This window comes from Saccharopolyspora rhizosphaerae, assembly GCF_003931915.1.
GTDB classification, from domain to species: Bacteria; Actinomycetota; Actinomycetes; order Mycobacteriales; family Pseudonocardiaceae; genus Saccharopolyspora; species Saccharopolyspora rhizosphaerae.
The window spans coordinates 382,233-406,750 of sequence record NZ_RSAA01000035.1 but is presented as its reverse complement, the minus strand read 5'-3'; the positions used below and the strand labels follow the sequence as shown (position 1 = coordinate 406,750).

At 70.1% G+C, this 24,518-nt stretch carries 20 protein-coding genes; 16 read left to right on the top strand and 4 right to left on the bottom strand.

The genetic code is table 11. The features are described from left to right. Positions 1-2,226, bottom strand: coding sequence for a xanthine dehydrogenase family protein molybdopterin-binding subunit (locus tag EIL87_RS24795; RefSeq protein WP_125092988.1), 2,226 nt, complete (start codon positions 2,224-2,226; stop codon positions 1-3). 782 nt (positions 2,227-3,008) lie between these two features. On the opposite strand from EIL87_RS24795, the gene EIL87_RS24790 reads away from it, so the two are divergent. From EIL87_RS24790 to tsaD, 7 genes are all read left to right on the top strand, one after another. After that, positions 3,009-5,735 carry a sensor histidine kinase gene (locus EIL87_RS24790; RefSeq protein WP_125092987.1) on the top strand — a complete coding sequence of 909 codons (2,727 nt, stop codon included), beginning with the start codon at positions 3,009-3,011 and terminating at the stop codon, positions 5,733-5,735. Continuing rightward, on the top strand, positions 5,732-6,148 hold the full coding sequence (locus EIL87_RS24785) for a roadblock/LC7 domain-containing protein (protein ID WP_125092986.1): 417 nt from the start codon (positions 5,732-5,734) through the stop codon (positions 6,146-6,148). The genes EIL87_RS24790 and EIL87_RS24785 overlap by 4 nt, the downstream gene beginning before the upstream one ends. A 5-nt stretch (positions 6,149-6,153) precedes the next feature. Next, a complete protein-coding gene (locus EIL87_RS24780) occupies positions 6,154-6,525 on the top strand; it encodes a DUF742 domain-containing protein (protein ID WP_125093342.1) in 372 nt (123 codons plus the stop codon). Further along, on the top strand, positions 6,506-7,105 hold the full coding sequence (locus EIL87_RS24775; protein ID WP_125092985.1) for a GTP-binding protein: 600 nt from the start codon (positions 6,506-6,508) through the stop codon (positions 7,103-7,105). Before EIL87_RS24780 ends, EIL87_RS24775 begins: the two co-directional genes overlap by 20 nt. 568 nt (positions 7,106-7,673) lie before the next feature. Beyond that, a complete protein-coding gene (gene tsaB / locus EIL87_RS24770) occupies positions 7,674-8,312 on the top strand; it encodes a tRNA (adenosine(37)-N6)-threonylcarbamoyltransferase complex dimerization subunit type 1 TsaB (RefSeq protein WP_125092984.1) in 639 nt (212 codons plus the stop codon). Then, positions 8,309-8,788, top strand: coding sequence for a ribosomal protein S18-alanine N-acetyltransferase (gene rimI, locus EIL87_RS24765; RefSeq protein WP_125092983.1), 480 nt, complete (start codon positions 8,309-8,311; stop codon positions 8,786-8,788). Before tsaB ends, rimI begins: the two co-directional genes overlap by 4 nt. After that, the gene (gene tsaD, locus EIL87_RS24760; RefSeq protein WP_125092982.1) at positions 8,785-9,837 is read left to right on the top strand and encodes a tRNA (adenosine(37)-N6)-threonylcarbamoyltransferase complex transferase subunit TsaD; all 1,053 of its coding nucleotides are present in this window, start codon (positions 8,785-8,787) and stop codon (positions 9,835-9,837) included. Before rimI ends, tsaD begins: the two co-directional genes overlap by 4 nt. A gap of 3 nt (positions 9,838-9,840) precedes the next feature. Here the strand turns inward: tsaD and EIL87_RS24755 are convergent, their stop codons facing one another. Beyond that, positions 9,841-10,413, bottom strand: coding sequence for a SanA/YdcF family protein (locus tag EIL87_RS24755; RefSeq protein WP_233576567.1), 573 nt, complete (start codon positions 10,411-10,413; stop codon positions 9,841-9,843). A gap of 1,289 nt (positions 10,414-11,702) precedes the next feature. On the opposite strand from EIL87_RS24755, the gene groES reads away from it, so the two are divergent. Beyond that, positions 11,703-11,993 (top strand): co-chaperone GroES, encoded by a 291-nt coding sequence (gene groES, locus EIL87_RS24750; protein ID WP_125092980.1) that lies wholly within the window; start codon positions 11,703-11,705, stop codon positions 11,991-11,993. Positions 11,994-12,112: 119 nt separating this feature from the next. After that, positions 12,113-13,735 (top strand): chaperonin GroEL, encoded by a 1,623-nt coding sequence (gene groL / locus EIL87_RS24745; protein WP_125092979.1) that lies wholly within the window; start codon positions 12,113-12,115, stop codon positions 13,733-13,735. Positions 13,736-13,940: 205 nt separating this feature from the next. Here groL and EIL87_RS24740 read toward each other — a convergent pair whose 3' ends face one another. Then, on the bottom strand, positions 13,941-14,246 hold the full coding sequence (locus EIL87_RS24740) for a WhiB family transcriptional regulator (RefSeq protein WP_125092978.1): 306 nt from the start codon (positions 14,244-14,246) through the stop codon (positions 13,941-13,943). Between the two features lie 199 nt (positions 14,247-14,445). On the opposite strand from EIL87_RS24740, the gene EIL87_RS24735 reads away from it, so the two are divergent. The 4 genes from EIL87_RS24735 to EIL87_RS24720 all read left to right on the top strand — a co-directional run bounded on the left by EIL87_RS24735 (position 14,446) and on the right by EIL87_RS24720 (position 18,597). Further along, a complete protein-coding gene (locus EIL87_RS24735) occupies positions 14,446-15,576 on the top strand; it encodes a MerR family transcriptional regulator (RefSeq protein ID WP_125092977.1) in 1,131 nt (376 codons plus the stop codon). Between the two features lie 296 nt (positions 15,577-15,872). Beyond that, positions 15,873-16,469 (top strand): response regulator transcription factor, encoded by a 597-nt coding sequence (locus tag EIL87_RS24730; RefSeq protein ID WP_029536209.1) that lies wholly within the window; start codon positions 15,873-15,875, stop codon positions 16,467-16,469. A gap of 484 nt (positions 16,470-16,953) precedes the next feature. Next, the gene (locus tag EIL87_RS24725; RefSeq protein WP_125092976.1) at positions 16,954-17,526 is read left to right on the top strand and encodes a sigma-70 family RNA polymerase sigma factor; all 573 of its coding nucleotides are present in this window, start codon (positions 16,954-16,956) and stop codon (positions 17,524-17,526) included. After that, a complete protein-coding gene (locus EIL87_RS24720; protein ID WP_125092975.1) occupies positions 17,527-18,597 on the top strand; it encodes an anti-sigma-D factor RsdA in 1,071 nt (356 codons plus the stop codon). 322 nt (positions 18,598-18,919) lie between these two features. Here the strand turns inward: EIL87_RS24720 and EIL87_RS24715 are convergent, their stop codons facing one another. Continuing rightward, the gene (locus EIL87_RS24715; RefSeq protein WP_125093341.1) at positions 18,920-19,297 is read right to left on the bottom strand and encodes a DUF5319 domain-containing protein; all 378 of its coding nucleotides are present in this window, start codon (positions 19,295-19,297) and stop codon (positions 18,920-18,922) included. Between the two features lie 283 nt (positions 19,298-19,580). On the opposite strand from EIL87_RS24715, the gene guaB reads away from it, so the two are divergent. The 3 genes from guaB to EIL87_RS24700 all read left to right on the top strand — a co-directional run bounded on the left by guaB (position 19,581) and on the right by EIL87_RS24700 (position 24,289). Beyond that, the gene (gene guaB / locus EIL87_RS24710; protein ID WP_125092974.1) at positions 19,581-21,092 is read left to right on the top strand and encodes an IMP dehydrogenase; all 1,512 of its coding nucleotides are present in this window, start codon (positions 19,581-19,583) and stop codon (positions 21,090-21,092) included. Between the two features lie 208 nt (positions 21,093-21,300). Then, the gene (locus EIL87_RS24705) at positions 21,301-22,431 is read left to right on the top strand and encodes a GuaB3 family IMP dehydrogenase-related protein (protein WP_125092973.1); all 1,131 of its coding nucleotides are present in this window, start codon (positions 21,301-21,303) and stop codon (positions 22,429-22,431) included. 157 nt (positions 22,432-22,588) lie between these two features. Continuing rightward, on the top strand, positions 22,589-24,289 hold the full coding sequence (locus tag EIL87_RS24700; RefSeq protein ID WP_125092972.1) for a GMC family oxidoreductase N-terminal domain-containing protein: 1,701 nt from the start codon (positions 22,589-22,591) through the stop codon (positions 24,287-24,289). The last annotated feature ends 229 nt before the right edge of the window (positions 24,290-24,518 follow it).

Genomic DNA, 24,518 nt, shown 5'->3' with positions numbered 1-24,518 from the left:
TCAGTGGTTGACCGGGAAGCTGCGCGGCTTGGTGCCGGTCGCCCGGGCGTAGGCGGTGGCGATCGCACCCGCGCACACCGGAACGCCCAGCTCGCCCACACCACCGGGCTCGTCGGTGGTGGCCGGCATGACGTGGATCTGCAGCTGCTTCGGGGTGTGGCGCTGGCGCGCCCACCTGAAGTCGCTGAAGCTGCCCTCGCGCACCGCGCCGTTGTCGATGTGGATGCCCGCCTGCAGCACCGTGGAGATCGCGTCGGTCAGACCGCCCATCATCTGGGCCTCGATGCCCTTCGGGTTCAGCGGCAGACCGGCGTCGACGGCGATCACGGCCTTGGTGACCCGCGGGTTCTTCGGGTCGGTCGCGTTGATCTCGACGAGGCAGGCCGCGACCGACTTGAACTCCTCGTGCATCGAGATGCCCTGGGCGTGGCCCTGAGGCATCGAACGGCCCCAGTTCCCGTCCTTCATGACCTTCTTCAGCACGGCCTTGGCGCGCTCGGACTTGGCGTTCTCCACCCGGAAGTTCGCCGCGTCGGTACCGGCCTTCTCGGCGATCTGGTCGATGACCAGGTCCTCCGCGGTGCGGAAGGTCGCCGAGTGCACCGACCGCCAGCTGCCGGTGTGCACGCCGTCCAGGTCGAGGTCGTTCAGGGAGATGGTGGTCGCGCCGAACTCGTACGGGACCGACTGGGTCAGGTTGAAGTACAGCTGCGCGGCCGGGAGCTTGCCGACTCCGGACTGCACGGCGGTCGAGGTGATCATGTCCGCGATGCCGTGGTTGAAGTCGGTCGCGACGCTGGACATCTTGTGCGCCCAGGACCGGACCTTGCCGCTGCGGAAGGACGCCTTGACGCGGTGGTGCGAGGCGGGACGCATCCGGCCGTGCCGGGTGTCGTCGTTGCGGGTCCACAGCAGCTTGACCGGCTTGCCGATGGCCTTGGAGACCTCGGCGGCCTCGATCGCCGCGTCGTGGAACAGGTGCCGGCCGAAGGAACCGCCGGCGCGCGTGACGTGCACCTTGACGTCGAGGATTCCCAGCGCGGCGGCGATGTCCTTCTGCGCGACCTGCGGGGACTGCGCGGGGACCCAGATCTCGGCGCTGCCGTCCTTGACGTCGGCGACCGCGTAGTTGACCTCCATCGGCGCGTGGCTGACGAAGGCGAAGTCGAAGCTCTCGTCGATCTCGTCGCCGTCGCTGTCGGAGACCGAGTCGTCGAGGCTGCCGGTCATGCCCGCCAGCTCCTCCTGGATGTCCGAGGAGGACTTGTCGCTGATCGGGCCCGACTTCCAGGTGACCTCGAGCTTCTTGGCGAGCTCCATGGCCTCCCAGGTGTACTCGGCGCACACCGCGACACCGCTGTCGAGTTCCACGGTGCCCTTGAATCCCCGCGCGTTGCGGATCGCCGAGTCGTCGTAGGACTCGACCTCACCGCTGAGCGTCGGCGGGCGGACGACCACGGCCACCACGGAGCCCGGGATCTTCATGTCCGAGACGTAGCGGGCCCTGCCGGTGACGATGGCGTTGGCGTCGGCGCGGGTCTGGCCCTTGCCGAGGACCTTGAACTCCGACGGCTTCTTCGGGGTGGCCGGCACCGACGGGAGGCCGACCTTGGCGGCGTCCTTGGCCAGGTCGGCGAAGGTGGCCTTGCGTCCGCCCGGACCGACCACACCGGTGCCCTGGGTGGTCAGGCCGTTGGCGGACACGCCCCACTTCTTGGCGGCGGCGGTGACGAGCCGCGACCGGGCGGTGGCGGCCATCTGGCGCAGCGGCTTCCAGAACGTGCGCACCGAGGACGACGCCGCAGTGAACTGGTTGAACAGCAGCTCGGGGCGGGCGTCGGAGAGCTCGACCACGACGTCATTGGTGCGCGCGCCGAGCTCCTCGGCCAGCATCATGACGATGGCGGTGTTGAGGCCCTGGCCGACCTCGAGGCGCGGGAGTTCGAAGCGGACCTTGTTGTCCGAGGTGAACTCCAGCTTCATCAGTTCCATGGTGGGCGCGCTGGCGATCTCCATGAGGTCGCCGAAGTCCATCAGCCCGGAGACAGGCGGAAGCGGAAGCTGGTCGGCGACCGGGCCTGCAGCGGCGGCCGCGTCACCTTCGAGCACGAACTTCCCGGCGATCGTCAGCATCGGTGCCGCCGCGACGTAGGTGAGGAACCGGCGGCGCCGCGTGCCGGACGCCGGAGCGGCGGCTTCCTCGTGATCGGTGGTGGGGGGAACCATCCAAACTCCTCTCGCGCGCCAGCACTCCACATGGCCGACCGGACCATTCGCCGAGCGGGAAAGACGTGCCGACGTGTCTCAAACAGGCCAAGGCAGGACTTGCCCCGACTTCAGGGCCGTCACCGATCCGACGCGGTGCGCCTGGGGCCATCGCGTTGTCGAACATTTATTTCTGGTCGCCGAGCGTGGTCAAATCGCGGCATTCGGCCGTCATTGTCACTTCCAGTGACCAGAAGCTATTCGATGATGGCTTTCCGGGGTGCGGTGACTTCCTCTGGGTCGGGAAATGGTGCTTGAAAAGTCGGGCGGCCAGCTTTCCAGCCAGCCAACGTCGCGAGAGCCTACCTGACGGTAGAGAAGGGCCTGAATCGCCCTGAAGTCCGCGTTTTGGTTAGGCCGAACGGAGCAGTTGAACGTAGTTCCACCCGTTTTTGGTCGGGTGGCCAACCAGTCGGAACCGGTGCAGAACGGGCCTGCGGATGCTCGCGATCCTGGCCTGGTCGAGCGCGTGTGGATATGTGGCAATGCAATTCAGCATTGCGCAACGCGTCTGCTAATCTTCCGGCGCGTACTGCCCGACCAGCGTATATAACAATTGTGTCGATAGGTCTCAAAAGCGCGTTGACCCTCGATGACTGCGGACCTAAGCTGCGTCGTCATCTGCGCGCTCGTGGGTCCGGGATTTTTCGGCGCGCTCGCAGGCCCGTGTTTTCGAGGCACGCCGGGCCGGCGTGAGTTCTCATGCTGCGGCCAACCAACGGAGAAGGTTTGAGACGAGGTCCATGTCAACGCTGAAACGCCTCTTCGCCTCCGGCACGATCCAGGCGCGACTGTTGGCCATCGCACTCGTTCCGAGTGTCGCGGCCCTGCTCGTCGGCGTGGGCTTGTCCGGGTACCTGATCTTCCAGGGCCTGAGCGTGCAGAACTACGTCGGCAGGCTCGACGACGCCAAGGACCCCTCGGCCCGGTTCGTCGCCAACCTGCAGGACGAGCGCCAGCTGACCCTCGTCTACCTCAGCAACCCCAACGAGCGGCGCAACCTCGACGAGGTCCGCAAGAAGTTCGACGCCTCACTGGCCGAGATGGACGGTGTGGCGGAGGAGTTCGGCGAGGCCGTGCCGAGCGACGCGCGCGGCAACTTCGACGAGTTCCGCTCGCAGTTGAGCACCGTCCAGGAGGTGCGCAAGCAGGTCGACGGCGGGCCCGCTGAGCTGGACGCGGTCTACAAGTTCTACAACGGGCTCTTCGACGCCTACAACATGAGCCTGCGGACCTACGTCCGGTACGCGCCGGACGCCCAGGTCTCCTACGAGAGCTCGGTGTCCGCCGACCTCATGGACGCCGCCGACGCCATGGCGCGAGGCCACGCGCTGGCGCTGGGCCGCACCTCGGTCGGCATGACTCCGACGCAGTACCACGAGTACGCGCACCAGATCGGTGCCTTCCACGACAACCTGAACTCGCTGACCCCGCGCATGACGCCGGAGGAGCAGCAGACCTACAAGGACCTGCAGAAGGGTTCGGCGTGGACGCGCGTCGACGCGGTTCAGGACGCCATGGAGGTCGCCGGTGGCCAGGCGGCTGCCGGGCAGGTCATCCGCGTCCCGGTCAGCACGAGCGACTGGATCAGCGCCTCGCACGACCTGGCCCAGGAGCTCAACGGCCTGTCGACCTCGCACTACCAGTACGCGCTCGCGCTCGGTGGGACGGTCGTCAGCGAGACGCTGCTGACCTCGGGCATCACCGGCGCGATCATCGTGCTGATCGTCCTGATCGTGTTCCTGGTCGCGCTGCGGCTGTCGAACCTGCTGGTGAGGCGGCTCAACAAGCTCCGCAGCCAGACCCTGGCGCTTGCCCAGCAGGAGATGCCTTCGGTCGTGGCCCGGCTGCGCAACGGGAAGCAGGTCGACGTCGAGAACGAGGTCTCCTGGCTGCGCTTCGGCCACGACGAGATCGGTGAGGTCGCCAACGCCTTCAACGAGGCGCAGCGCACCGCGATCCGCGCGACGGTCGCCGAGGCCGAGACCCGGCAGGGTGTCCGCTCGGTGTTCCTCAACATCGCGCACCGCAGCCAGGTCATGGTCCACCGCCAGCTGCAGGTGCTGGACAAGGCCGAGCGCAAGCTGGAGGACCCGGACCAGCTGGAGCTGCTGTTCCAGCTCGACCACCTCGCGACCCAGTCGCGCCGCAACGCCGAGAACCTGATCATCCTCGGTGGTCAGCGGCCCGGCCGGCAGTGGCGCAACCCGGTCCTGCTGCACGACGTCGTGCAGGGCGCGGTCGCCGAGACCGAGCTCTACGCGCGGGTCGAGATCCAGCAGCTGCCGGAGATCTCCGTGCAGGGCCGCGCGGTCGCCGACCTCGTGCACCTGCTCGCCGAGCTGGTCGACAACGCGACGTCGTTCTCGCCGCCGGAGTCGCACGTCGAGGTGCGCGGCAACGTCGTCGGCAAGGGCATCATCGTCGAGATCGAGGACCAGGGCATCGGCCTGGAGCCGGACAAGCTCGAAGAGCTCAACCAGATGCTGGCCAGCCCGCCGGACTTCGCGGTGATGGCGCTGTCCGAAGAGGCCCGGATGGGTCTGTTCGTGGTCGCCCAGCTGGCCGGCCGGCACGGCATCAAGGTCACCCTGCGCGACTCGGCCTACGGCGGCATCCGCGCCGTGGCGCTGATCCCGAACCACATCGTCGCCGAGCGCGGACCGCAGACCGAACGGCAGGACCGCGTCGAGCAGAGCGGACCGCAGACCCCGGTCCCGCCCGCACCCGACGGCGAGACCCGGCCGAAGATCCCCCGCAAGCGTTGGATGGAAGGCCGCCTGGATCCCGACGTCGCACCGGACCCGCTCGGTCCGGACAGCCCGATCAACCCGCACAACCCGGTCGGACCCGAGGCCGCCACGCAGCGCTGGGCCCGCCCCGGCTCCAACGGCTCCGGTCCGGCCACCGGCGAACTCGGCCTGCCGCAGCAGAACCCGGTCGAGCAGCGCCGGCCCTCCCCGCCGCCGCCGCAGCAGCAGCGCCCGGCGGAGCAGCAGCACCGGCTCAACGAGCCGCGTCCTGACCAGCAGCGTCCGACGACGGGCCGTCGCATCACGCCGGAGACTCCGGCGAACATGCCGGGGCTGTCGTCGAACATGCCCAACGCGTCTGGTGAAATCCTCCCGAGGGAGGTAGTTGCGAACGGAACGAACGGCGCAGGTCCGCCGAAGAGCGGTACCACTGCCGGAGTTTCGGTGAACACTTCGGTTACGAACTCGGCTGAGAAGCCGCCGCTCCCGCAGCGTCGGCGCGGCCAGAAGGCCAATCTCGCGGCGCCGCTGCGCGCCCAGATCGACCAGCCCCAGAAGACCGAAGCCGCGCCGCAGCAGCCCGCTCCGAGCAGCGGTCCGCCGCGGACGCCCGACAGGTTCCGCAACAGCATGAACGCCTTCCAGACAGGCACCAAGCGAGCGCGCACCAACAACGTCAACGACGAGGCTGCGCGGCCAGGAGGAAACGAGGCATGACGCTGAAGGCTTACAGCAAGGAAGTTGACTGGCTGCTCAACGATCTCGTGCAGCGGCTGGCCGGCGCGGACAAGGCGGCTCTGCTGTCCTCCGACGGTTTGCTGCTGGGCAAGACCCCGCAGCTGGGCCAGGCCGACGCCGAACACCTGGCGGCTGTCGCTTCCGGCTTCCAGAGCCTGTCGAAGGGAGCGGCGCTGCAGTTCAACGGCGGCGAGGTCTACCAGACCGTCGTGGAGATGGCGAACTGCTTCCTGATGGTCACCGCAGCCAGCGAAGGCGCCTGCCTCGCGCTGATCGCCGCGGCCGACGCCGATCTCGGCATGATCGCCTTCGAGGCGAACCGCATGGTGACTCGGGTGGGCAACTACCTGAGTTCCGCACCCCGTGCCGCCGGTTCTCCCGTTGATGTGTGAGTGCCATGTCGGGCGGCCGAGGATGGTTCGACGAGGACGCGGGACCGGTGGTGCGTCCGTACGCCTTGACCAAGGGGCGTACGCGGGCCACGAGCTACGAGCTCGACCTGATCACGCTCGTCGTGGCGCGCCAACCGCTGCCGCCGAACGCGCGTGCGCTTTCACCGAACTACCAACGGGTTCTGCAGGCGTGCGGGTATCCGGTCTCGGTCGCCGAGGTCGCCGCGCGGGCAGATCTGCCGCTGGGCGTGGTGAAGATTCTGATCAGTGACTTGATCGAGCGGGACTACGTGGTCTTCGGACCGGATTCGTCGCCGACGACCGGGCCGAGTCTCGACATGATGCAGAAGGTGCTGGATGGGATCCGCAAACTCTGAACAAGCCAGCCTGAACGCGGTCGCGGCGAAGATCCTCATCGCCGGCGGATTCGGTGTCGGCAAGACCACCCTGGTGGGGTCGGTCAGCGAGATCGTGCCGCTGCGGACGGAGGAGACTCTGACCGAGGCCAGTTCCGGGGTCGACGACCTGACGGGCGTGGAGCGCAAGACCACCACCACGGTGGCCTTCGACTTCGGACGCATCACCATCAGTTCCGACTTGATCCTGTACCTGTTCGGCACGCCGGGCCAGGAGCGCTTCTGGTTCATGTGGAACGAACTGGCCAACGGGGCCCTCGGGGCGATCGTGCTGGCCGACACCCGCCGACTGGACAGCTGCTTCGCGGCGATCGACTACTTCGAGGGTCGCGGGTTGCCGTTCATCATCGGCGTGAACTGCTTCAACGGCACGCAGATCTACGACCCTGAGGAGGTCCGGGGCGCTCTCGACATCGACGAGAACGTGCCGATCCTGCTCTGCGACGCCCGCCAGCGGGAGTCCAACAAGCAGCTGCTGACGACCTTGATGGAACACGTCATGGCCGTCACCCGGGCCAAGCAGCAGCACGCGATGCGCTGACCTGTCCCACGCGCGGGGCCGACCGCCCTTGACTCCCCGGTCCAGCCGTGCACCACCCTGTACTCGGGAGGCGCTGTGGTCGAGGGCCAGGGCGTGCAGGCGATGGTGCTGCCCGGAGGTGCGGTCGACGGGGGCGTCGTCGTGCGCGACGGCAGGATCGCAGCGGTGGAACCGCACGGTCAGCAGCAGGGCCCCGTCGTGGAGCTGGGGGCCGACACCCACCCGGCGTGCCGGAGCCCTCGATCGAGCACCTCGACACCGGCGACTTCGGCACCGCCCGGGCCGGGGTCTCCAGCCGGCAGCTCGGCCAGTCGCGGTCCGCGATCTGGACCCACGCCCGCCCGCGCGGGCACACCCTCGCCCACGTCGTGGACTGGGTAGACCTTCCTCGTCGACGCCACCCACCTCACCACCCCGCAACCCGGTCACGCGCTACCACCACCCCCTGGCCGGCGGCGTCCGCCAGAGATGGCTCCGCAGCACCCGCATCGACACCGGCGCCGGTGCCCGGGAGCGCCCGCTGACCCGATGACCGCCCGTGACCAGCGCTGACGTACGCTGGTGAGCTGTGCTCGTCATAGCGCTGGACACCTCGACACCCGCGGTCACCGCCGGCTTGGTCGCCCTCGACGAGGGCGAGCCGCAGGTGCTCGCCGAGCGCGTCACGATCAACCCGCGCGCGCACGGCGAACTGCTGATGCCGCAGCTGGTGGACGTCATGGGGGAAGCCGGACGCGGGTTCGCCGAGGTGGACGCGATCGTCGCCGGCACCGGGCCCGGGCCCTTCACGGGTCTGCGGGTCGGCCTGGCCACGGCCGCCGCCCTCGGTCAGGCCTGCGACGTGCCGGTGCACCCGGTCTGCAGCCTCGACGCGATCGCCGCGGCCGCCGGTGTGACCGGTCCGCTGCTGGTCGCCACCGACGCGCGTCGCAAGGAGACCTACTGGGCCGTCTACGACGGGGACTCCCGCCTCGACGGCCCGCACGTCGCCAAGCCCGCCGACGTCCCGACCGAGGGCTACCCGGTCGCCGCCGGCGAGCTCGCCGAGGCCGTCGGCCTGCCGGCGGTCCAGCCGCAGCACCCCACGCCCGCCGGGCTGGTGGCCGCCGCGGCGCTGGACGCCGATCCCGCCCCGCTGGTCCCGCTGTACCTGCGGCGGCCGGACGCCGACGAACCCGGCAAGCGGAAGTCGGTGCTGACCCGGTGAGCGAGCGGATCACCGAGGTCGAGGTCCTCAAGCTGCGCCGGTCGGACTTGCGCCGCTGCGCGCAGCTGGAGCAGCTGCTGTTCCCCGACGACGACCCGTGGTCGCTGGCCGCGTTCGCCTCGGAGCTGGACCAGGGGCACCACTACGTCGGCGCCTACCTCGGCGAGCAGCTGATCGGCTATGCCGGCCTGGCGGTCAACGGCCGCCCGCCGCAGGTGGAGGCCGAGGTGCACACGATCGGCGTCGACCCCGAACACCAGGGACGCGGTGTCGGCAAGGCGCTGCTGCGCGCGCTGCTCCAGCGCGCCGACGAGCGTCGCGCGACGACGTTCCTGGAGGTGCGCACCGACAACGGGGCCGCGATCGCGATGTACCGCGCGCACGGCTTCGAGATCGTCGGACTGCGCCCCCGCTACTACCAGCCCTCAGGTGCGGACGCGCACACCATGCGACGCGAGGCCGTGGAGGCGTCATGAGCGACCGGATCGTTCTGGGCATCGAGAGTTCCTGCGACGAAACGGGAGTCGGCCTGGTCCGGCTCTCGGGCGACGGCGGCGTGGAGCTGCTCGCCGACGCCGTCGCGTCGAGTGTGGACGAACACGCGCGCTTCGGGGGCGTGGTCCCCGAGATCGCCAGCCGCGCGCACCTGGCAGCGATGGCGCCGACGATGCGCCGCGCGCTGGACGAATCCGGGCTCGCGCTGTCCGATGTGGACGCCATCGCGGTCACCGCGGGCCCCGGTCTCGCCGGTGCGCTGATGGTCGGCATCGCCTCCGCCAAGGCTTACGCGACGGCGTTGGACGTCCCGCTGTTCGGCGTGAACCACCTCGGCGGCCACGTCGCCGTGGACACCCTGGAGCACGGGCCGCTGCCCGAGCGCTGCCTGGCGCTGCTGGTCTCCGGTGGGCACAGCCAGCTGCTGCTCGTCGAGGGTGTCGGGGAGAAGATCACCGAGGTCGGCACGACCATCGACGACGCCGCGGGCGAGGCCTACGACAAGGTCGCCCGCATCCTCGACCTGCCCTACCCGGGCGGCCCGCCGATCGACGCGCAGGCCAAGTCCGGCGACCCGAAGGCGATCGCGTTCCCGCGCGGTCTCACGGGCCCGCGGGACGCCAAGTACGACTTCTCCTTCTCGGGCCTGAAGACCGCGGTCGCCCGCTGGGTGGAGACGGAGCAGCGCGCAGGGCGGGAGATCCCCGTCCCCGACGTGTGCGCCTCGTTCCAGGAGGCCGTCGCCGACGTGCTCACCCTGAAGGCGGTCCGCGCCGCCGAGGACCACGGCGTCGACACGCTGGTGATCTCCGGTGGCGTGGCGGCGAATTCGCGGCTGTCGGAGCTGGCGCGCGAGCGCTGCGCCTCGGCCGGGATCACCCTGCGCGTCCCGCGTCCCCGGCTGTGCACCGACAACGGCGCGATGATCGCCGCTCTCGGCGCGCACGTGCTGCACGCCGGCGCGAAGCCCTCACCGCTGGAGATGTCGGCGAACCCGGGCCTGCCGGTGCACACGCTCGTCGTGCGGTGACGGTCAACGGGGCAGCCAGAACGCCTTGCCGGTGGCCAGGACCTCGCGGCGGCTCGCCCGCGCGTTGACTCGCCGCAGCCCCTCGGCGGCGGCGTCGTGCCCGACCCCGTGGGCGTCGATCCCGAACCGCCGCGCCAGCGTGATCGACCGCCGCAGGTGGAAGCGCGTGGTCACCACGATCAGCGAACCGTGCTCCCGGGAGGCCGTGCGGCAGGACGAGCAGGTGTCCACACCGGACTCGTCCAGCTCCACGGCGGATTCCGGGACACCGCGCGACACCAGGTACCGCCGCATCACCACCGGCTCGCTGTGGCCGCGCGACTCCGGCGATCCGCTGACGATGATCCGCCGCACCTTCCCGGCCTGGAACAGGTCCACGGCGACGTCCAGCCGTCCCTGCAGGATCCGGCTGGGAACACCGTCCCACCGGACTCCCGCCCCCAGCACGAGTGCGACCTCGCGGTCGGGCACGTCGTCGACGTCCCGCACCCGTCCGACGCTCCGAAGCCAGGTCCACGACAACGGGGCCACGACCACCCCGACGGTCGCCCCGAGCACCACCCACACCGCGCGCACGCACCAAGTCTGCCACCCGCGCCCCGCACCCGGATGACACGCGACCACCACACCCATCGCACTCCCGACTCCGCCCGGCGTTCCCGACCCCGATTACCGCGGATCTCGAGCGCCCAAACCCCGCGGCCGGGTTCCGCGATCTCGAGCACAGCGGCTCACGGCCCGGGTGCGGCGGGTGGCGGCTCCGCCCTCTGTCGCGGCGATCCGGGAACCGGGTTCGGGAGAGGTGGTGGAGGCCGTCCTGTTCGGACGGTGCCGTCAGCGTCGGGGACGTCGATGAGTCGGCGCGGAGGAACTCCGATGGGGCCTCGCGGGCTCGCCAGCCGGGTGGTGGCAGGAGAGGCGTGTACGACGTGCGGGCTTGTCGTCTGAGCACTTCGCGACCCGTCGGACTCACGCGTTCGTCGACGGTGCTGGGGCGCCGTCGGGGCGGGAGGAGCGTCGGGCGTGCCGGGGGGTGGACCCCGGCCGACCCACCCTGAGCGATCGCACCCAGTGCGCCGAAGGCGCCCGGCAGCACGACGCGCCCAGGTGGGCGGCCGGGTGAGGGGGAACGTGGGATCGGAGATCTCGGCCCCTCCGGTCCTCCTGCGGACGCGTCCGCAGGCTCGGGCGGTGCTCGCCTGGCGGAGGTGGCGACCACCGAAGACACTGTGGAGGGGCCGGTGGAGTTCCGGTGGGGAAGTTCGACCGCCCCAGTGCGGTCGAACCTGCGAGAGGGCGACCGCTACTTCGGGCGCCAGTTGGAACGGGTCGGGGGGCCGGACGGACCAGGCGGGCGAGAAGGTCGGGGACGTCGCTCCCACGGCCGGTTCGCGGGCTTGGAGAGGGCTGGCATGCCGTGCAACCTAGGACACCGGACACCGCAGGTGTGAACCACCCGGCGGGTTTGGTGAGATTCCCCGCAAGGCGATCTACCAGCGACGATCACTCCGCGCTGATCGGTGGTGACAAAGTCGCAGGTGGGCGGGGGAGCGGTGATCGACACCGGGTGCCAGCACGCTCGGTGCCGCCGTCGCCCTGTTGGGTGAACCCGAGCGGCCCCGACACGCCGGCGCATCTCCTCGCGGGTTGAATGAGCGTCGACCCGCGTGCGTGACCTCGCCGCGGGCGGCTGCCTCCGCGTTCCGGCGTTCGGGTGAGCGGGTGGTTGTTGAGCGTTGGCACTCTCCTGGGTAGAGTGCTAGCAGCACGGCGCCACAGCGACCCGGCACCCGCGACGACGGGGAGCAACGGAGCCGTCTTTCCCAGCCAACGCTTCGAAGGCCCCAGAAGGTGGAGGTCACACCGTGGCGAGCATCAAGCCGCTTGAGGACAAGATCGTGGTCCAGGCGAGCGAGGCCGAGACGACGACTGCGTCCGGCATCGTGATCCCGGACACCGCCAAGGAAAAGCCCCAGGAGGGCAAGGTCCTGGCCGTCGGCCCGGGTCGCGTCGACGAGAAGGGCAACCGCATCCCGGTGGATGTGAAGGAAGGTGACGTCGTCATCTACTCGAAGTACGGCGGCACCGAGGTCAAGTACAACGGCGAGGAGTACCTGATCCTCTCCGCCCGCGACGTGCTGGCCGTCGTCAACTGACGCCAGATCATCGTGCGCCCACCCAGCGTGGGCACTGCCGCCCCGGCGGTCCCGACCGCGGGACCGCCGGGGCGGCTGCATGTCGGGGATGAGGCACACATTCTGAAGGGCTGTAGCACATGGCTAAGCAGATCACCTTCGACGAGCAGGCGCGCCGTGCGCTGGAAAGCGGCGTCAACCAGCTCGCCGACGCGGTGAAGGTCACGCTCGGACCGCGCGGCCGGCACGTGGTGCTGGACAAGCAGTTCGGCGGACCGCAGATCACCAACGACGGTGTCACCATCGCTCGCGAGATCGAGCTCGAGGACCCGTACGAGAACCTGGGCGCCCAGCTCGCCAAGAACGTCGCGACCAAGACCAACGACGTGGCCGGTGACGGCACCACCACGGCGACCGTGCTGGCCCAGTCGCTGGTCAGCGAGGGCCTGCGGAACCTGGCCGCGGGCGCGAACCCGGCCTCGCTGAACAAGGGCGTCTCGCTGGCCGCCGACGCCGTGGTCGAGGCCCTCAAGGCCAAGGCCACCCCGGTCAAGGGCCGGGACAACATCGCCCAGATCGCCACCGTGTCCTCGCGCGACGAGACGATCGGTGACCTGATCGGCGAGGCGATGGAGAAGGTCGGCGAGGACGGCGTCATCACCATCGAGGAGTCCTCGACGCTGGCCACCGAGCTGGACCTCACCGAGGGCGTCCAGTTCGACAAGGGCTTCGTGTCCCCGCACTTCGTCACCGACGCGGAGCGCCAGGAAGCCGTCCTCGAAGACGCGCAGGTCCTGCTGCACCGGGAGAAGATCTCCAACATCCAGGAGCTCCTGCCGCTGCTGGAGAAGATCGCGCAGGACGGCAAGCCGCTGCTGATCGTGGCGGAGGACGTCGAGGGCGAGGCGCTGTCCACCCTGGCCGTCAACGCCGTGCGCAAGACCCTGAAGGTCGTCGCGGTCAAGGCGCCGTACTTCGGTGACCGCCGCAAGGCCTTCATGGACGACCTGGCGATCGTCACCGGTGCCCAGGTCATCGCTCCGGAGCTGGGCCTGAAGCTGTCCGAGGTCGGCACCGAGGTGCTGGGTTCGGTCCGTCGGGCCACCGTCACCAAGGACGAGACCACGCTGGTCGACGGCCGTGGCTCCGCCGACGACGTCAAGGAGCGCGCCTCGCAGATCCGCAAGGAGATCGAGGCGACCGACTCCGACTGGGACCGCGAGAAGCTGCAGGAGCGGCTGGCCAAGCTCGCCGGTGGCGTCGCGGTGATCCGGGTCGGTGCTGCCACCGAGACCGAGCTCAAGGAGCGCAAGTCCCGGATCGAGGACGCCGTCTCGGCCGCCAAGGCGGCTGCTGAGGAGGGCAGCGTGCCCGGTGGCGGGTCCGCGCTGATCCACGCCGCCAAGTCGCTCGACGACAACCTCGGCCTGACCGGTGACGAGGCGACCGGTGTCCAGCTGGTGCGCCGCGCGCTGGAGGCGCCGCTGTACTGGATCGCCGCCAACGGTGGCCAGGAAGGCGCCGTCGTGGTCTCCAAGGTCCGCGACCTCGACTGGGGCAAGGGCTACAACGCGGCCACCGACGAGTACGGCGACCTGGTGCAGGCCGGCGTCGTCGACCCGCTGAAGGTGACCCGCTCCGCGGTCGCCAACGCGGCCTCGATCGCCCGCATGGTGCTCACCACCGAGAGCGCCGTCGTGGACAAGCCGGAGGAGACCGAGGAGTCGGCCGGTCACGGTCACGGCCACGGCCACGGTCACTGAGTGAAGAACTGAACGCCCCACCTCGAGGTGGGGCGCGGAGGGAGCGGCTCGGCCGCTCGCTCGACGCGAAGATCGGGGCGGCACCCATGCCTGGGTGCCGCCCCGATCTCTTCTCCGCTGTCGCCGGGGCGAATGACGCCCCTCGAGTCATTCGATCCCGGCTCCCTGACCTGCGGCGCTCTCCCCACCGCGGTCATGTCCAGGGTCAGCTGGCTGCGACGGCCAACTGCTGGCGCTTGCGCGCCTTGATGATCACTTCCCGTTCGGATTCGGACAGCCCTCCCCAGATGCCGTACGGCTCCTGGACCGCCAGCGCGTGCGCGCGGCACTGGGCGAGCACAGGGCAGTGCTGGCACACCTCTTTCGCCTTCGCCTCACGCCTGGCTCGGGCCGGACCTCGCTCTCCGTCCGGGTGAAAGAAGTACGCGCTGTCCATCCCCCTGCACGAGCCCCGTATCTGCCAATCCCAGATATCGGCGTTCGGTCCTGGAAGACGTCGAGTGTCTGCCATTGCGACAACCACCTCCTACCGGTGGATCCCCTCCCTCGCCACGGCGGGACCGCCGCAGCCTCGCATGATCCGACCGTAGAACCGAGTCAAAACTTGTTCAACCCCTTTCGCGCCAAAAGCTGTTCATCGTTGGTGTGATCCTGGGAAATGGGGTGATCGAAGTCCGACCGGCTTGCCCTCAGAAGGTGAGAACCGGAATATGTCCGGCGTGACGACGCGGCCTGAACCAGTTGCGGGGGTCGACACCCCCGGGCTTCCCGGCGATTCGCCGACCGGTGAACCGGGGGTCGCGTCGGAGACGCCAGCGCAGGACCCGGAGGGGATAGCCCTGGACGACGAGCCGAGGCTCAGCGTCGCCGCGGTCGCGCGCAGGCTCGGCGTCGCGCCTGCCACGTTGCGCACCTGGGACCGCCGCTACGGGCTGGGTCCCAGCGACCACACCAGCGGCAGGCACCGCCGCTACGGGCCGGACGACATCGCCCGCCTGGAGCAGATGCAGCGCGCCCTGCTGCGCGGTGCCTCCCCGATGGAAGCGGCCCGGTACGCCCGCGCGGTCGCCGCTCCGCCGCCCCAGCGGCACTCGGACGGCGACCGGCCGGACGCGCCGGGTGCGGAGGGGCCCCACGGCCCGCTGCTGATGTCCGGTGTCCTCGACAGCAGCGACGAGCTCGGTCTGGCCGGTACGAACACCGGCGGGCGGGGGCTCAAGCTCTCCGGGGCCGGGCCGCGCGCCCGCGGCCTCGGGCGGGCCGCCCTGGCGCTGGACTCGTGGTCGGTGCAGCAGCTGCTGATCGAGGCGATGGACGCCGACGGCGTGGTCCGCACCTGGCAGGAGATGCTGCAGCCGGTGCTGCGGGCGGTCAGCGAGCGCCGGCAGCGCGCGGGGACCGGGGTCGAGGTCCTGCAGCTGCTCAACGACTGCGCCTCGACGGCGCTGCGCTCGGTGATCGCCCGGGCGCCGAAGCCGGAGAACCCGCGTCCGGTCGTGCTCGCTCCCGTGCCCGGTGAGGTCCAGGAGCTCGAGCTGGTTGCCCTGGCGGCGGCGCTGGCCGCGCGCCGGGTCGGCCACCGGCTCTTCGGCGCCGCACTGCCCCGCGAAGGCCTGACGGCCGCGGTGAAGCGCTCCGCGCCCGCCGCCGTGGTGCTCTGGGCCGACCAGCCGTACTACGCCGCGCCGCGCGTCCTCGAGGACATCCCGATCACCCGGCAGCGGGCCCGCGCCTTCGTCGCCGGGGCGGGCTGGGCACCCGACGCGCTCCCCGCTCACGTCGAGCTGCTCGGGTCGCTGGAGACCGCCGTCGACCGCGTCTGCTCTACCGTCCTGGGCTGAGTTGAGTACGATGTGACTCAAATCACAGAACCTTTTGCGGGGTCGATCGCGATGGTCGTTCACACGGGCGAAGTGATCGTCACATTCGCAGCGAACGGGTGAACACCGCAGGTATGGCGCGTGAGCCGACATCGGCGAGGGGTGACGGACTGACCCTGCTCCGTTCTGGTGAACATCCCTCACGAGTGTCGGCGAGCCGAATCCCGGACGGATTAAGCACCGGATCGTGTCAAGGTTTCGCCCCATGCGTCCGATAGGGCTTGTGGAACGTCACTCGCCTGCAGGAAGGAGTTCCCGTGACGACGGTCCTGATCTGCGATGACCGACGTAGCGTCCGGGAAGGGCTCACTCGTGTGATGTCGGCTGTCCCCGGAGTGAGCCGGATTGATTGCGTCGCCCACGGCGACGAGCTGCTGGCCCGCTTCTCGCGGCAAGCCGTGGACGTCGTGCTGGTGGGAACGCAACGCGCCGTCCCCAACGGTGTCGAGGCCACCCGGCGGCTCGTGTCCGCTCATCCCCAAGCCAACGTGATCGTCTTCGGCGCCCCCGACGACGCGGCGAGCATCGCCGCGGCCATCGCCGGTGGTGCCCGCGGTTACCTCCGCTGGGACGCCTCCCGCCCCGAACTGGTCGCCGCGCTCGCCCACACGCTGGCGAGCACCTCGGTGCCCGCCCCGCGCCAGCCGTCCGACCCCGGCGTGCAGCTCACGGAGCGCGAGCTCCAGGTGCTGCGCGGCATGAGCCAGGGCAAGAGCAACGGCCAGATCGGCCGCGAGCTGTACCTGTCCGAGGACACGGTGAAGACCCACGCCCGCCGGCTCTTCCGCAAGCTGGGCGTCCGCGACCGCGCTCAGGCGGTGGCGCACGGGTTCCGCCGCGGCCTGGTCGCGTGATGTGACCAGGCGGCACCGGCAGTGAGCTGGGGGACGCCGGTGACGCTCGAGGAGAGCGCCTTCTGGTGAGCTGACGCTTCGGACGTGGCTGTGGCTCGCATCACGCCCGCGCTGCACGGCGGCACGGGAACAGCGTGGTGTGAGCCATGGTCGCCTCCGGCCGGCCGAAGATCTCAGGTGCCGGCGGCGAAAACCTCCCCACCCCGGCCGTCGCCGCCGCCGGGCACCCGCGGACGACGGTGTGAAGCTCGTCTCCGAGAACCCCTCCGCGCACCTCCACGATCACGGTGGCCAGGGCGAACGCCGCCGATTCGCAGTTCTGGTAGATGTGGATGTGTGACGCCGACGGCCCCCGATCCCCGGTCCCTGTTCTGCGAACGCCTCCTGCCCGGTACGGTGGCCACGGCGCGGCGTGCGGTGCACGCGAAACTCGCCGGGCAAATCCGAATCGCTTGAACGCGTAACACCAGGGCTGCTGTCTGCGATGACCAATGTGGGGGACGGGCTGGACGCTCTTGTAAGCGCCGCCGTCGACGGCGATCGTCAGTCGATTGAGCGCTTGCTGGCCGAAATCCGTCCTTTGGTGGTGCGGTACTGCCGCGCCAGGGTCGGACGAAACGAGAGGTCGTTCGCTTCGGCGGACGACGTGGCCCAGGAAGTGTGCCTGGCGGTGCTGACCGCGCTGCCCAGTTACAAGGACCAGGGTCGTCCGTTCTTGGCGTTCGTGTACGGCATCGCCGCGCACAAGGTGGCTGATGCGCACCGTGCGTCCGCTCGCAACCGTTCTGAACCGGTCGCGGACATGCCGGACACCCCGGAGTCCGAGGCTGGTCCAGAGCAGCGGGCGATGCAAGGTGAGCTCTCGGGCAGGATGGCGCAGTTGCTCCAAATCCTCCCGGCCAAGCAGCGGGAGATCTTGCTGCTCCGGGTGGTAGTCGGGCTGTCGGCGGAGGAAACCGCCGAAGCGGTCGGCTCGACACCGGGTGCTGTGCGCGTGGCACAACATCGCGCACTGGCCCGGTTGCGGAAGACGCTGTCCGCGGAGGAGGTGGTCTGAATGGCTGAGCGGAAAGGGCCCGGAGGGGAGCTGGGAGGCGACCCCGCCGACGAGTCCGCCCTGGAGCAGGACCGTTCGACCCGTGCAGACGAGCGGGACCTGGTTCCCGCTGAGGGATCCGCAGACGAGGGAACGGAACTGAGCGACAACCACCGGGACTCCGGCTCGAAAGAGCCCGAGACCTCCCGCGAAGAGGCCGGTGCCGAGGTCTTGACCTTCCGTCCGCGCGGTGGTGCGGACGTGGAGCTCGCCGACCTCGACGACTTCAGCGACGAACCGATCGACCTGGCCGCGCTGCAGGAGGACGACCTTCTGCTCGACGCGCTGGGCGGGACGAACCCCGACGTGCCGGTGTCGGCCGACGGTGGCCCCAGCCTCGAAGAGCTGCTGGTGGCCTGGCGTCAGGACGTCGACTCCGCGCCCATCGGTGATCTGGTGGACACCGACACCGCCGCTGCGGCGATCGCCGAGGCCGGTAGGCCGCGCAGCTTCCTGCGCCGGAGGCATCTCGTCCCGGTGGTCACCGCGGCGGCCGTTCTGATGATCACCTTCACCGGTGTGGGCGTGGCGGCCCGCGACGCCCAGCCCGGCGACATGCTGTGGGGCGTGGCCCAGGTGCTCTACACCGACCACACCCGCGCGGTGCAGGCCGCGGCTTCGGCGCGCACCGACCTCGACACGGCCGAGAGCGCTGTCGACCGGGGCAACCGGCTCGCTGCCGAGGAAGCGTTGCGCTCGGCCAAGGAACACATGGCCAAGGTCGACGCCGAGAACGGGTTGTCCGAGCTCAAGGCCGCGCACGAGTCGCTGACCAAGCGGATCGATCGCGGCAGCGGGCAGTCCTCGCAGACCTCCACGCCGACGACGACGCTGCCGCCGACGACGCAGCCGTCCCCGTCGCAGCCGCTCCCGCCGCCGGACCCGGGCGTCCCGCCGACGGACAGCACCACTCCGCCGTCCAGCACCACCGACCCGACCTCCCCGACCACCTCGCCCAGCGAGACCAGCAGCTCGGAGAGTTCGTCGGGTGGGTGGTTCTGGCCGAACCAACCTCAGACCTCGACTCCGTGAGTCTTCGATCGGCTCGTCCTGCGTGGCGGTGCGGGCGGCGGGACCTCAGACGCCGTCTGAGCTCCCGGCGTCGCTCCTGAGGTACGCCGCCTCGCCGCGAGTCCACTCAGGAACCTGCGGCGGTCCTGGGTGATCAACTGGGGTGAAGTGGAAGCTGCTTCGCCGCTCGTCCGACGTGGGAGGGCGCCTCTGACCCGGTCAGAGGCGCCCTTCGTCGTGAGCCGTCGATGCTCGGGTGCTGCGTGGGGCCTGCGTGGTCGTGGCTCGCGCCGCGGAGCCGTTCAAGCCCGCTCGTCCCGCTGAACGGGACCGAGGGCCTCGGTCAGAGGGTGCTCTCGCTCTCGCTTTCGGTCATGCCGTCTGCGTAGCCTCGGCAGTACTCCCAGGTGACGTACTGGCCCGGGTCCGGGTCGTAGGCCGGTTCGTGCGGCCGCATGCGGCCGTCGTGGAGGAGCTGGGAAAGGCTGGAACGCAGCAACTCCCAGTCGTGGTAGTGGCACTCGCCGCAGTCCGCGCAGTCCACGACGATCCCCCGGACGCCCCGCGGCTCCAGCAGCGCCTGGTAGACGGCCAGATCGGTCAGGTCGGCGAGCAGTTCGGCGCGCTCCTCGTCACCGAGCGGTGGACCGTCCTCGGCGTCATGATCACCGAGTGCCATGCTCGGATCTTCCGGATCACCCGCGAACGGGTCTGGTGGCATCGGATCGTGCGGCACGGCCCGCACGGTACCGGGCGCGTCGCCCGCGCGGGGCTCTCGGGGCGGGGTTTCCCACACCGCGCCCTCCACCCGTGGTGCGGCCCACCCGTGCCGGGGCGGGGCATTCATGCCCTGACCTGTGGTCTCTATCATCTGGGGAATCCCATGTCCGGACGCCGCGTTGCTACTCAGCACAGCTGCCCGCAGCACGCGATCGCCGTGGTAATCCCAGGCCGCACCTCGAAGGTTTGTGGGCCACATCGTGAAGGAAGGCACATCCCTCGCCATGACCAGCGAACTCTCCGCTCCCGGCCTCCCCGACAAGTTCGCGACGCTGGGTCTGACCTTCGATGACGTGCTGCTGCTGCCCGACGAATCGGACGTCATCCCGAGCGCGGTGGACACCTCGACCCAGCTCTCGCGCAACGTCAGGCTGCGCGTCCCGCTGCTCTCCGCGGCCATGGACACCGTGACCGAGGCCCGGATGGCGATCGCCATGGCCCGCCAGGGCGGCGTCGGCATCCTGCAGCGCAACCTCTCCGTCGAGGAGCAGGCCGCGCAGGTCGAGGTCGTCAAGCGGTCGGAGGCGGGCATGGTGACCCAGCCGGTGACCTGCTCGCCGGAGGACACCCTCGCCGAGGTCGATGCGATGTGCGCCCGCTTCCGGATCTCGGGCCTTCCCGTGACCGACCCGGACGGCACGCTGGTCGGCATCATCACCAACCGCGACATGCGCTTCGAGGTCGACTACACGCGCAAGGTGCGCGAGGTGATGACCACCGCGCCGCTGATCACCGCGCAGGTCGGCGTCACCGCCGACGCGGCACTCGGCCTGCTGCGCCGCAACAAGATCGAGAAGCTGCCCATCGTCGACGGCGCGGGCAAGCTGCGCGGCCTGATCACGGTCAAGGACTTCGTCAAGACCGAGCAGTACCCGAACGCCACCAAGGACCCGGACGGCCGGCTGCTGTGCGGCGCCGCCGTGGGCGTGGGCGCCGACTCGCACGAGCGCGCGATGGCGCTGGTCGACGCGGGTGTCGACGTGCTCATCGTCGACACCGCGCACGGGCACTCCCGCGCGGTGCTGGACACGGTCGCGACCCTGAAGAAGGAGCTGGGCACCTCGGTCGACGTGATCGGCGGCAACGTCGCCTCCCGCGCGGGAGCGCAGGCGCTGGTCGACGCGGGCGCGGACGCGGTGAAGGTCGGCGTCGGCCCGGGCTCGATCTGCACCACCCGCGTGGTCGCCGGCGTCGGCGTCCCGCAGATCAGCGCGATCTACGAGGCCAGCATGGCCTGCAAGCCGGCCGGTGTGCCGATCATCGGCGACGGCGGCATCCAGTACTCCGGCGACATCGGCAAGGCCATCGCCGCCGGAGCCAGCTCGGTCATGCTGGGCAGCCTGCTCGCCGGCACCGCCGAGTCCCCCGGCGACCTGGTGCTGGTCAACGGCAAGCAGTTCAAGGTCTACCGGGGCATGGGCTCGCTGGGCGCGATGCAGTCGCGCGGCCAGAGCAAGTCCTACTCGAAGGACCGCTACTTCCAGGACGACGTGCTCTCCGAGGACAAGCTGGTTCCCGAGGGCATCGAGGGCAGGGTCCCGTTCCGCGGCCCGCTGTCCCAGGTCGTCGACCAGCTCGTCGGCGGTCTGCGCTCCGGCATGGGCTACACCGGCGCGACCACGATCCCGGAGCTCCAGGAGGCCAAGCTGGTCCGCATCACCGCGGCCGGCCTCAAGGAGTCCCACCCGCACGACATCACCATGACGGTCGAAGCCCCGAACTACACCACCCGCTGAGCCGGCAGCAGGACCTGGGCGGCTCTCCGGACCGCGCACCGCCGTGGCCGTTCTCGCCGGAGAGCTGCTCAGGACCCGTGGTGCCGTCCTCGCCTGACGGGGTGGCACGGCATGTGCTCGGACCGTGATCGTGGGACCCGGGCGGCGGGAGGTCCGAGCTTGCGGAGAGAATGTCTCGCTGGACATCCGCCGCTAGGAGGGACACACGGTGCGGGATCAGGTTGAGATCGGCATGGGCCGGACCGCCATGCGCGGCTACGACTTGGACGACGTGGAGATCGTGCCCTCGCGGCGCACCCGGTCCTCCAAGGACGTGTCGCTGGCCTGGCAGATCGACGCCTACCGCTTCGACATCCCGGCGATCACGCACCCGACCGACGCGGTCGTCTCGCCCGCCTCGGCGGTGCGCATGGGTGAGCTCGGCGGCCTGGGCGTGCTCAACGCCGAGGGCCTGTGGGCGCGGCACTCCGACGTCGAGGACAAGCTCGCTGACGTGATCCGCCTCGCCGAGGAGAGCAGCGACCTGGAGGCGCCGATCCAGCGGCTGCAGGAGCTGCACTCCGCTCCGATCCGGCTGGACCTGCTCTCCGAGGCCCTCCGGCAGGTCAAGGACTCCGGCGTCACGGTCGCCGCCCGCGTCAGCCCGCAGCACGCCGAGGAGCTGACCCCCGACCTGCTGGCCGCCGGCGTCGAGCTGCTGTTCGTGCAGGGCACGATCATCTCGGCCGAGCACGTGGCCCGGGATGGCGAGCCGCTGAACCTCAAGCGGTTCATCAACGAGCTGGACGTGCCCGTCGTCGCCGGTGGTGTGGGCGACTACCGGACCGCGATGCACCTGATGCGCACCGGCGCGGCCGGCGTGATCGTCGGCTTCGGCCAGTCCCGCTCGGCCACGACCACCCAGGTGCTGGGCATCGGCGTGCCGATGGCGACCGCCATCGCCGACGCCGCTGCGGCCCGCCGCGACTACCTCGACGAGACCGGCGGCCGGTACGTGCACGTCATCGCCGACGGTTCGCTGTCCTACTCCGGCGACATCGCCAAGGCGATCGCCTGCGGCGCCGACGCGGTCATGCTCGGCGAGGCGCTGAGCGAGTCCACCGAGTCTCCCGCGCAGGGCTACTACTGGACCTCCGCAGCGGCGCACCCGAACCTGCCGCGCAGCGAGATCGTCGGTTTCACGGGCAGCGACGCCGACCTGGAGAAGATGCTCTTCGGGCCCAGCAGCGACCCGTACGGCACGTTGAACCTCATGGGCGGTCTGCGCCGCGCCATGGCCAAGACGGGCTACCGCGACCTGAAGGAGTTCCAGAAGGTCGGCCTCATGCTCCGCGGCTGACCTCTGCCGGTGGTGTGGAAGGACGAGGCGCGGAGGTTCCACCTGACCTGCGCTCCGCCTGCACGTGGTGCGGGGTGTGGAGCGCCTCGAACCTCCCCCTCCTCGTCGGTCTCCGGGGTCTAGCTACTGGTCAGTAGTTTCGCTTACGCTGTCGCGCATGGCACAACGTGGTGATGGCGGTACCGATTTCGACGTGGTGGTCATCGGCTCGGGCTTCGGCGGCAGCGTTGCCGCGCTGCGCCTGACCGAGAAGGGCTACCGGGTCGCGGTGCTCGAAGCGGGTCGCCGGTTCTCCGACGAGGAGCTGCCGAAGACGTCCTGGGACCTGCGGAAGTTCCTCTGGGCCCCGCAGCTCGGGTGCTTCGGCGTGCAGCGGATCCACATGCTCCGCGACGTGCTCATCCTCGCCGGCGCGGGAGTCGGTGGTGGCTCGCTGAACTACGCCAACACTCTGTACCGGCCGCTCAGGCCCTTCTACCAGGACTCGCAGTGGGCGCACATCACCGACTGGGAGTCGGAGCTGGCGCCCTACTACGACCAGGCCACCAAGATGCTCGGCGTCATCGACCAGCCGTCGGAGACCCCGCACGACGTGGTGATGAAGCAGGTCGCGGCAGACATGGGCGTCGCCGACACCTTCCACACCACCCCGGTCGGCGTGTACTTCAACGAGGCGGGCCGCACCGACGCCGACCCGTACTTCGGCGGCACGGGTCCGGCGCGGACCGGCTGCACCGAGTGCGGCGCCTGCATGACCGGCTGCCGGGTCGGTGCGAAGAACACGCTGGTCAAGAACTACCTCTACCTCGCCGAGAAGAACGGCGCGCAGGTCTTCCCGCTCACCACGGTCAACCGGCTGGGCAAGGGCGCCGACGGGCGCTGGCGCATCGCGACCTCGCGCACCGGTGCCAAGCTCAAGCGCAACCCCAAGATCTTCAGCGCCGACCAGGTCGTCGTTGCCGCCGGGACCTGGGGCACGCAGAACCTGCTGCACCGCAGCGTCGACAACGGCGACCTCCCGGAGCTGTCCTCCAGGCTGGGCATGCTGACCCGCACCAACTCCGAGGCGATCATCGGTGCGCAGGTGCCGGAGGTCGACCCGGACCGCGACTTCTCCACCGGCGTGGCCATCACCTCCTCGTTCCACCCCGACGAGGACACCCACATCGAGCCGGTCCGCTACACCGAGGGCGCCAACGCGATGGGCCTGCTGCAGATCCCGGCGACGAAGGGCGGGCAGGGCTCGCGGTGGAAGCAGCTGTGGAAGTTCGTCCGCGAGAACCCGCTGCTGACCCTGCGCATGCTCTCGGTGCGCAACTGGAGCCAGCGCACGGTGATCCTGCTGGTGATGCAGAGCCTCGACAACTCGCTGACCACCAGCGTCAAGCGCATGTTCGGCAAGCGGTTCCTGACCTCGGAGCAGGGCCACGGAGCGCCGAACCCGAGCCACATCCCGGCCGGTGAACAGGCCAACGAGCTGGTCGCGGAGAAGATCGGCGGCATCGCCGGCGGCACCTGGGGCGAGATGTTCGACATCCCGATGACCGCGCACTTCCTCGGCGGCTGCGCGATCGGCGACAGTCCCGAGACCGGCGTCATCGACGCCTACCACCGGGCGTGGTCCTACCCGACGCTGTCGGTCGTGGACGGTTCCGCGGTCAGCGCGAACCTCGGCGTGAACCCGTCGCTGACGATCACCGCCCAGGCCGAGCGGGCCTTCGCGATGTGGCCGAACAAGGGCGAGGCGGACCCGCGCCCGGACCAGTCCGAGGGCTACCGCAGGATCGCTCCCGTCGAGCCGGAGGCGCCGGCGGTCCCGCCCTCGGCCCCGGCCGCGCTGCAGCTCCCCCTGGTCTGAGGTTTCCTCCTGCCTCCCCCTCCGAGGCAGGAACCTCGGAGGGGGGTGCACCGTTCCTCCGTGCTCCGCTCCTGTGGCCGGTGCGCGGTGTCGCGGTGTGCTGAGCCTGCGGCGGCGCCGGTCGAGTCCCACACCTGGAGCAGCGGCTCGGCCGCATTCCGAGCAGCTCGCGGCGAGCCGGCCCTCGGGGCCGGGCGTGGCGAGGTGGGGAGCGAGAGGCGGCGCGACG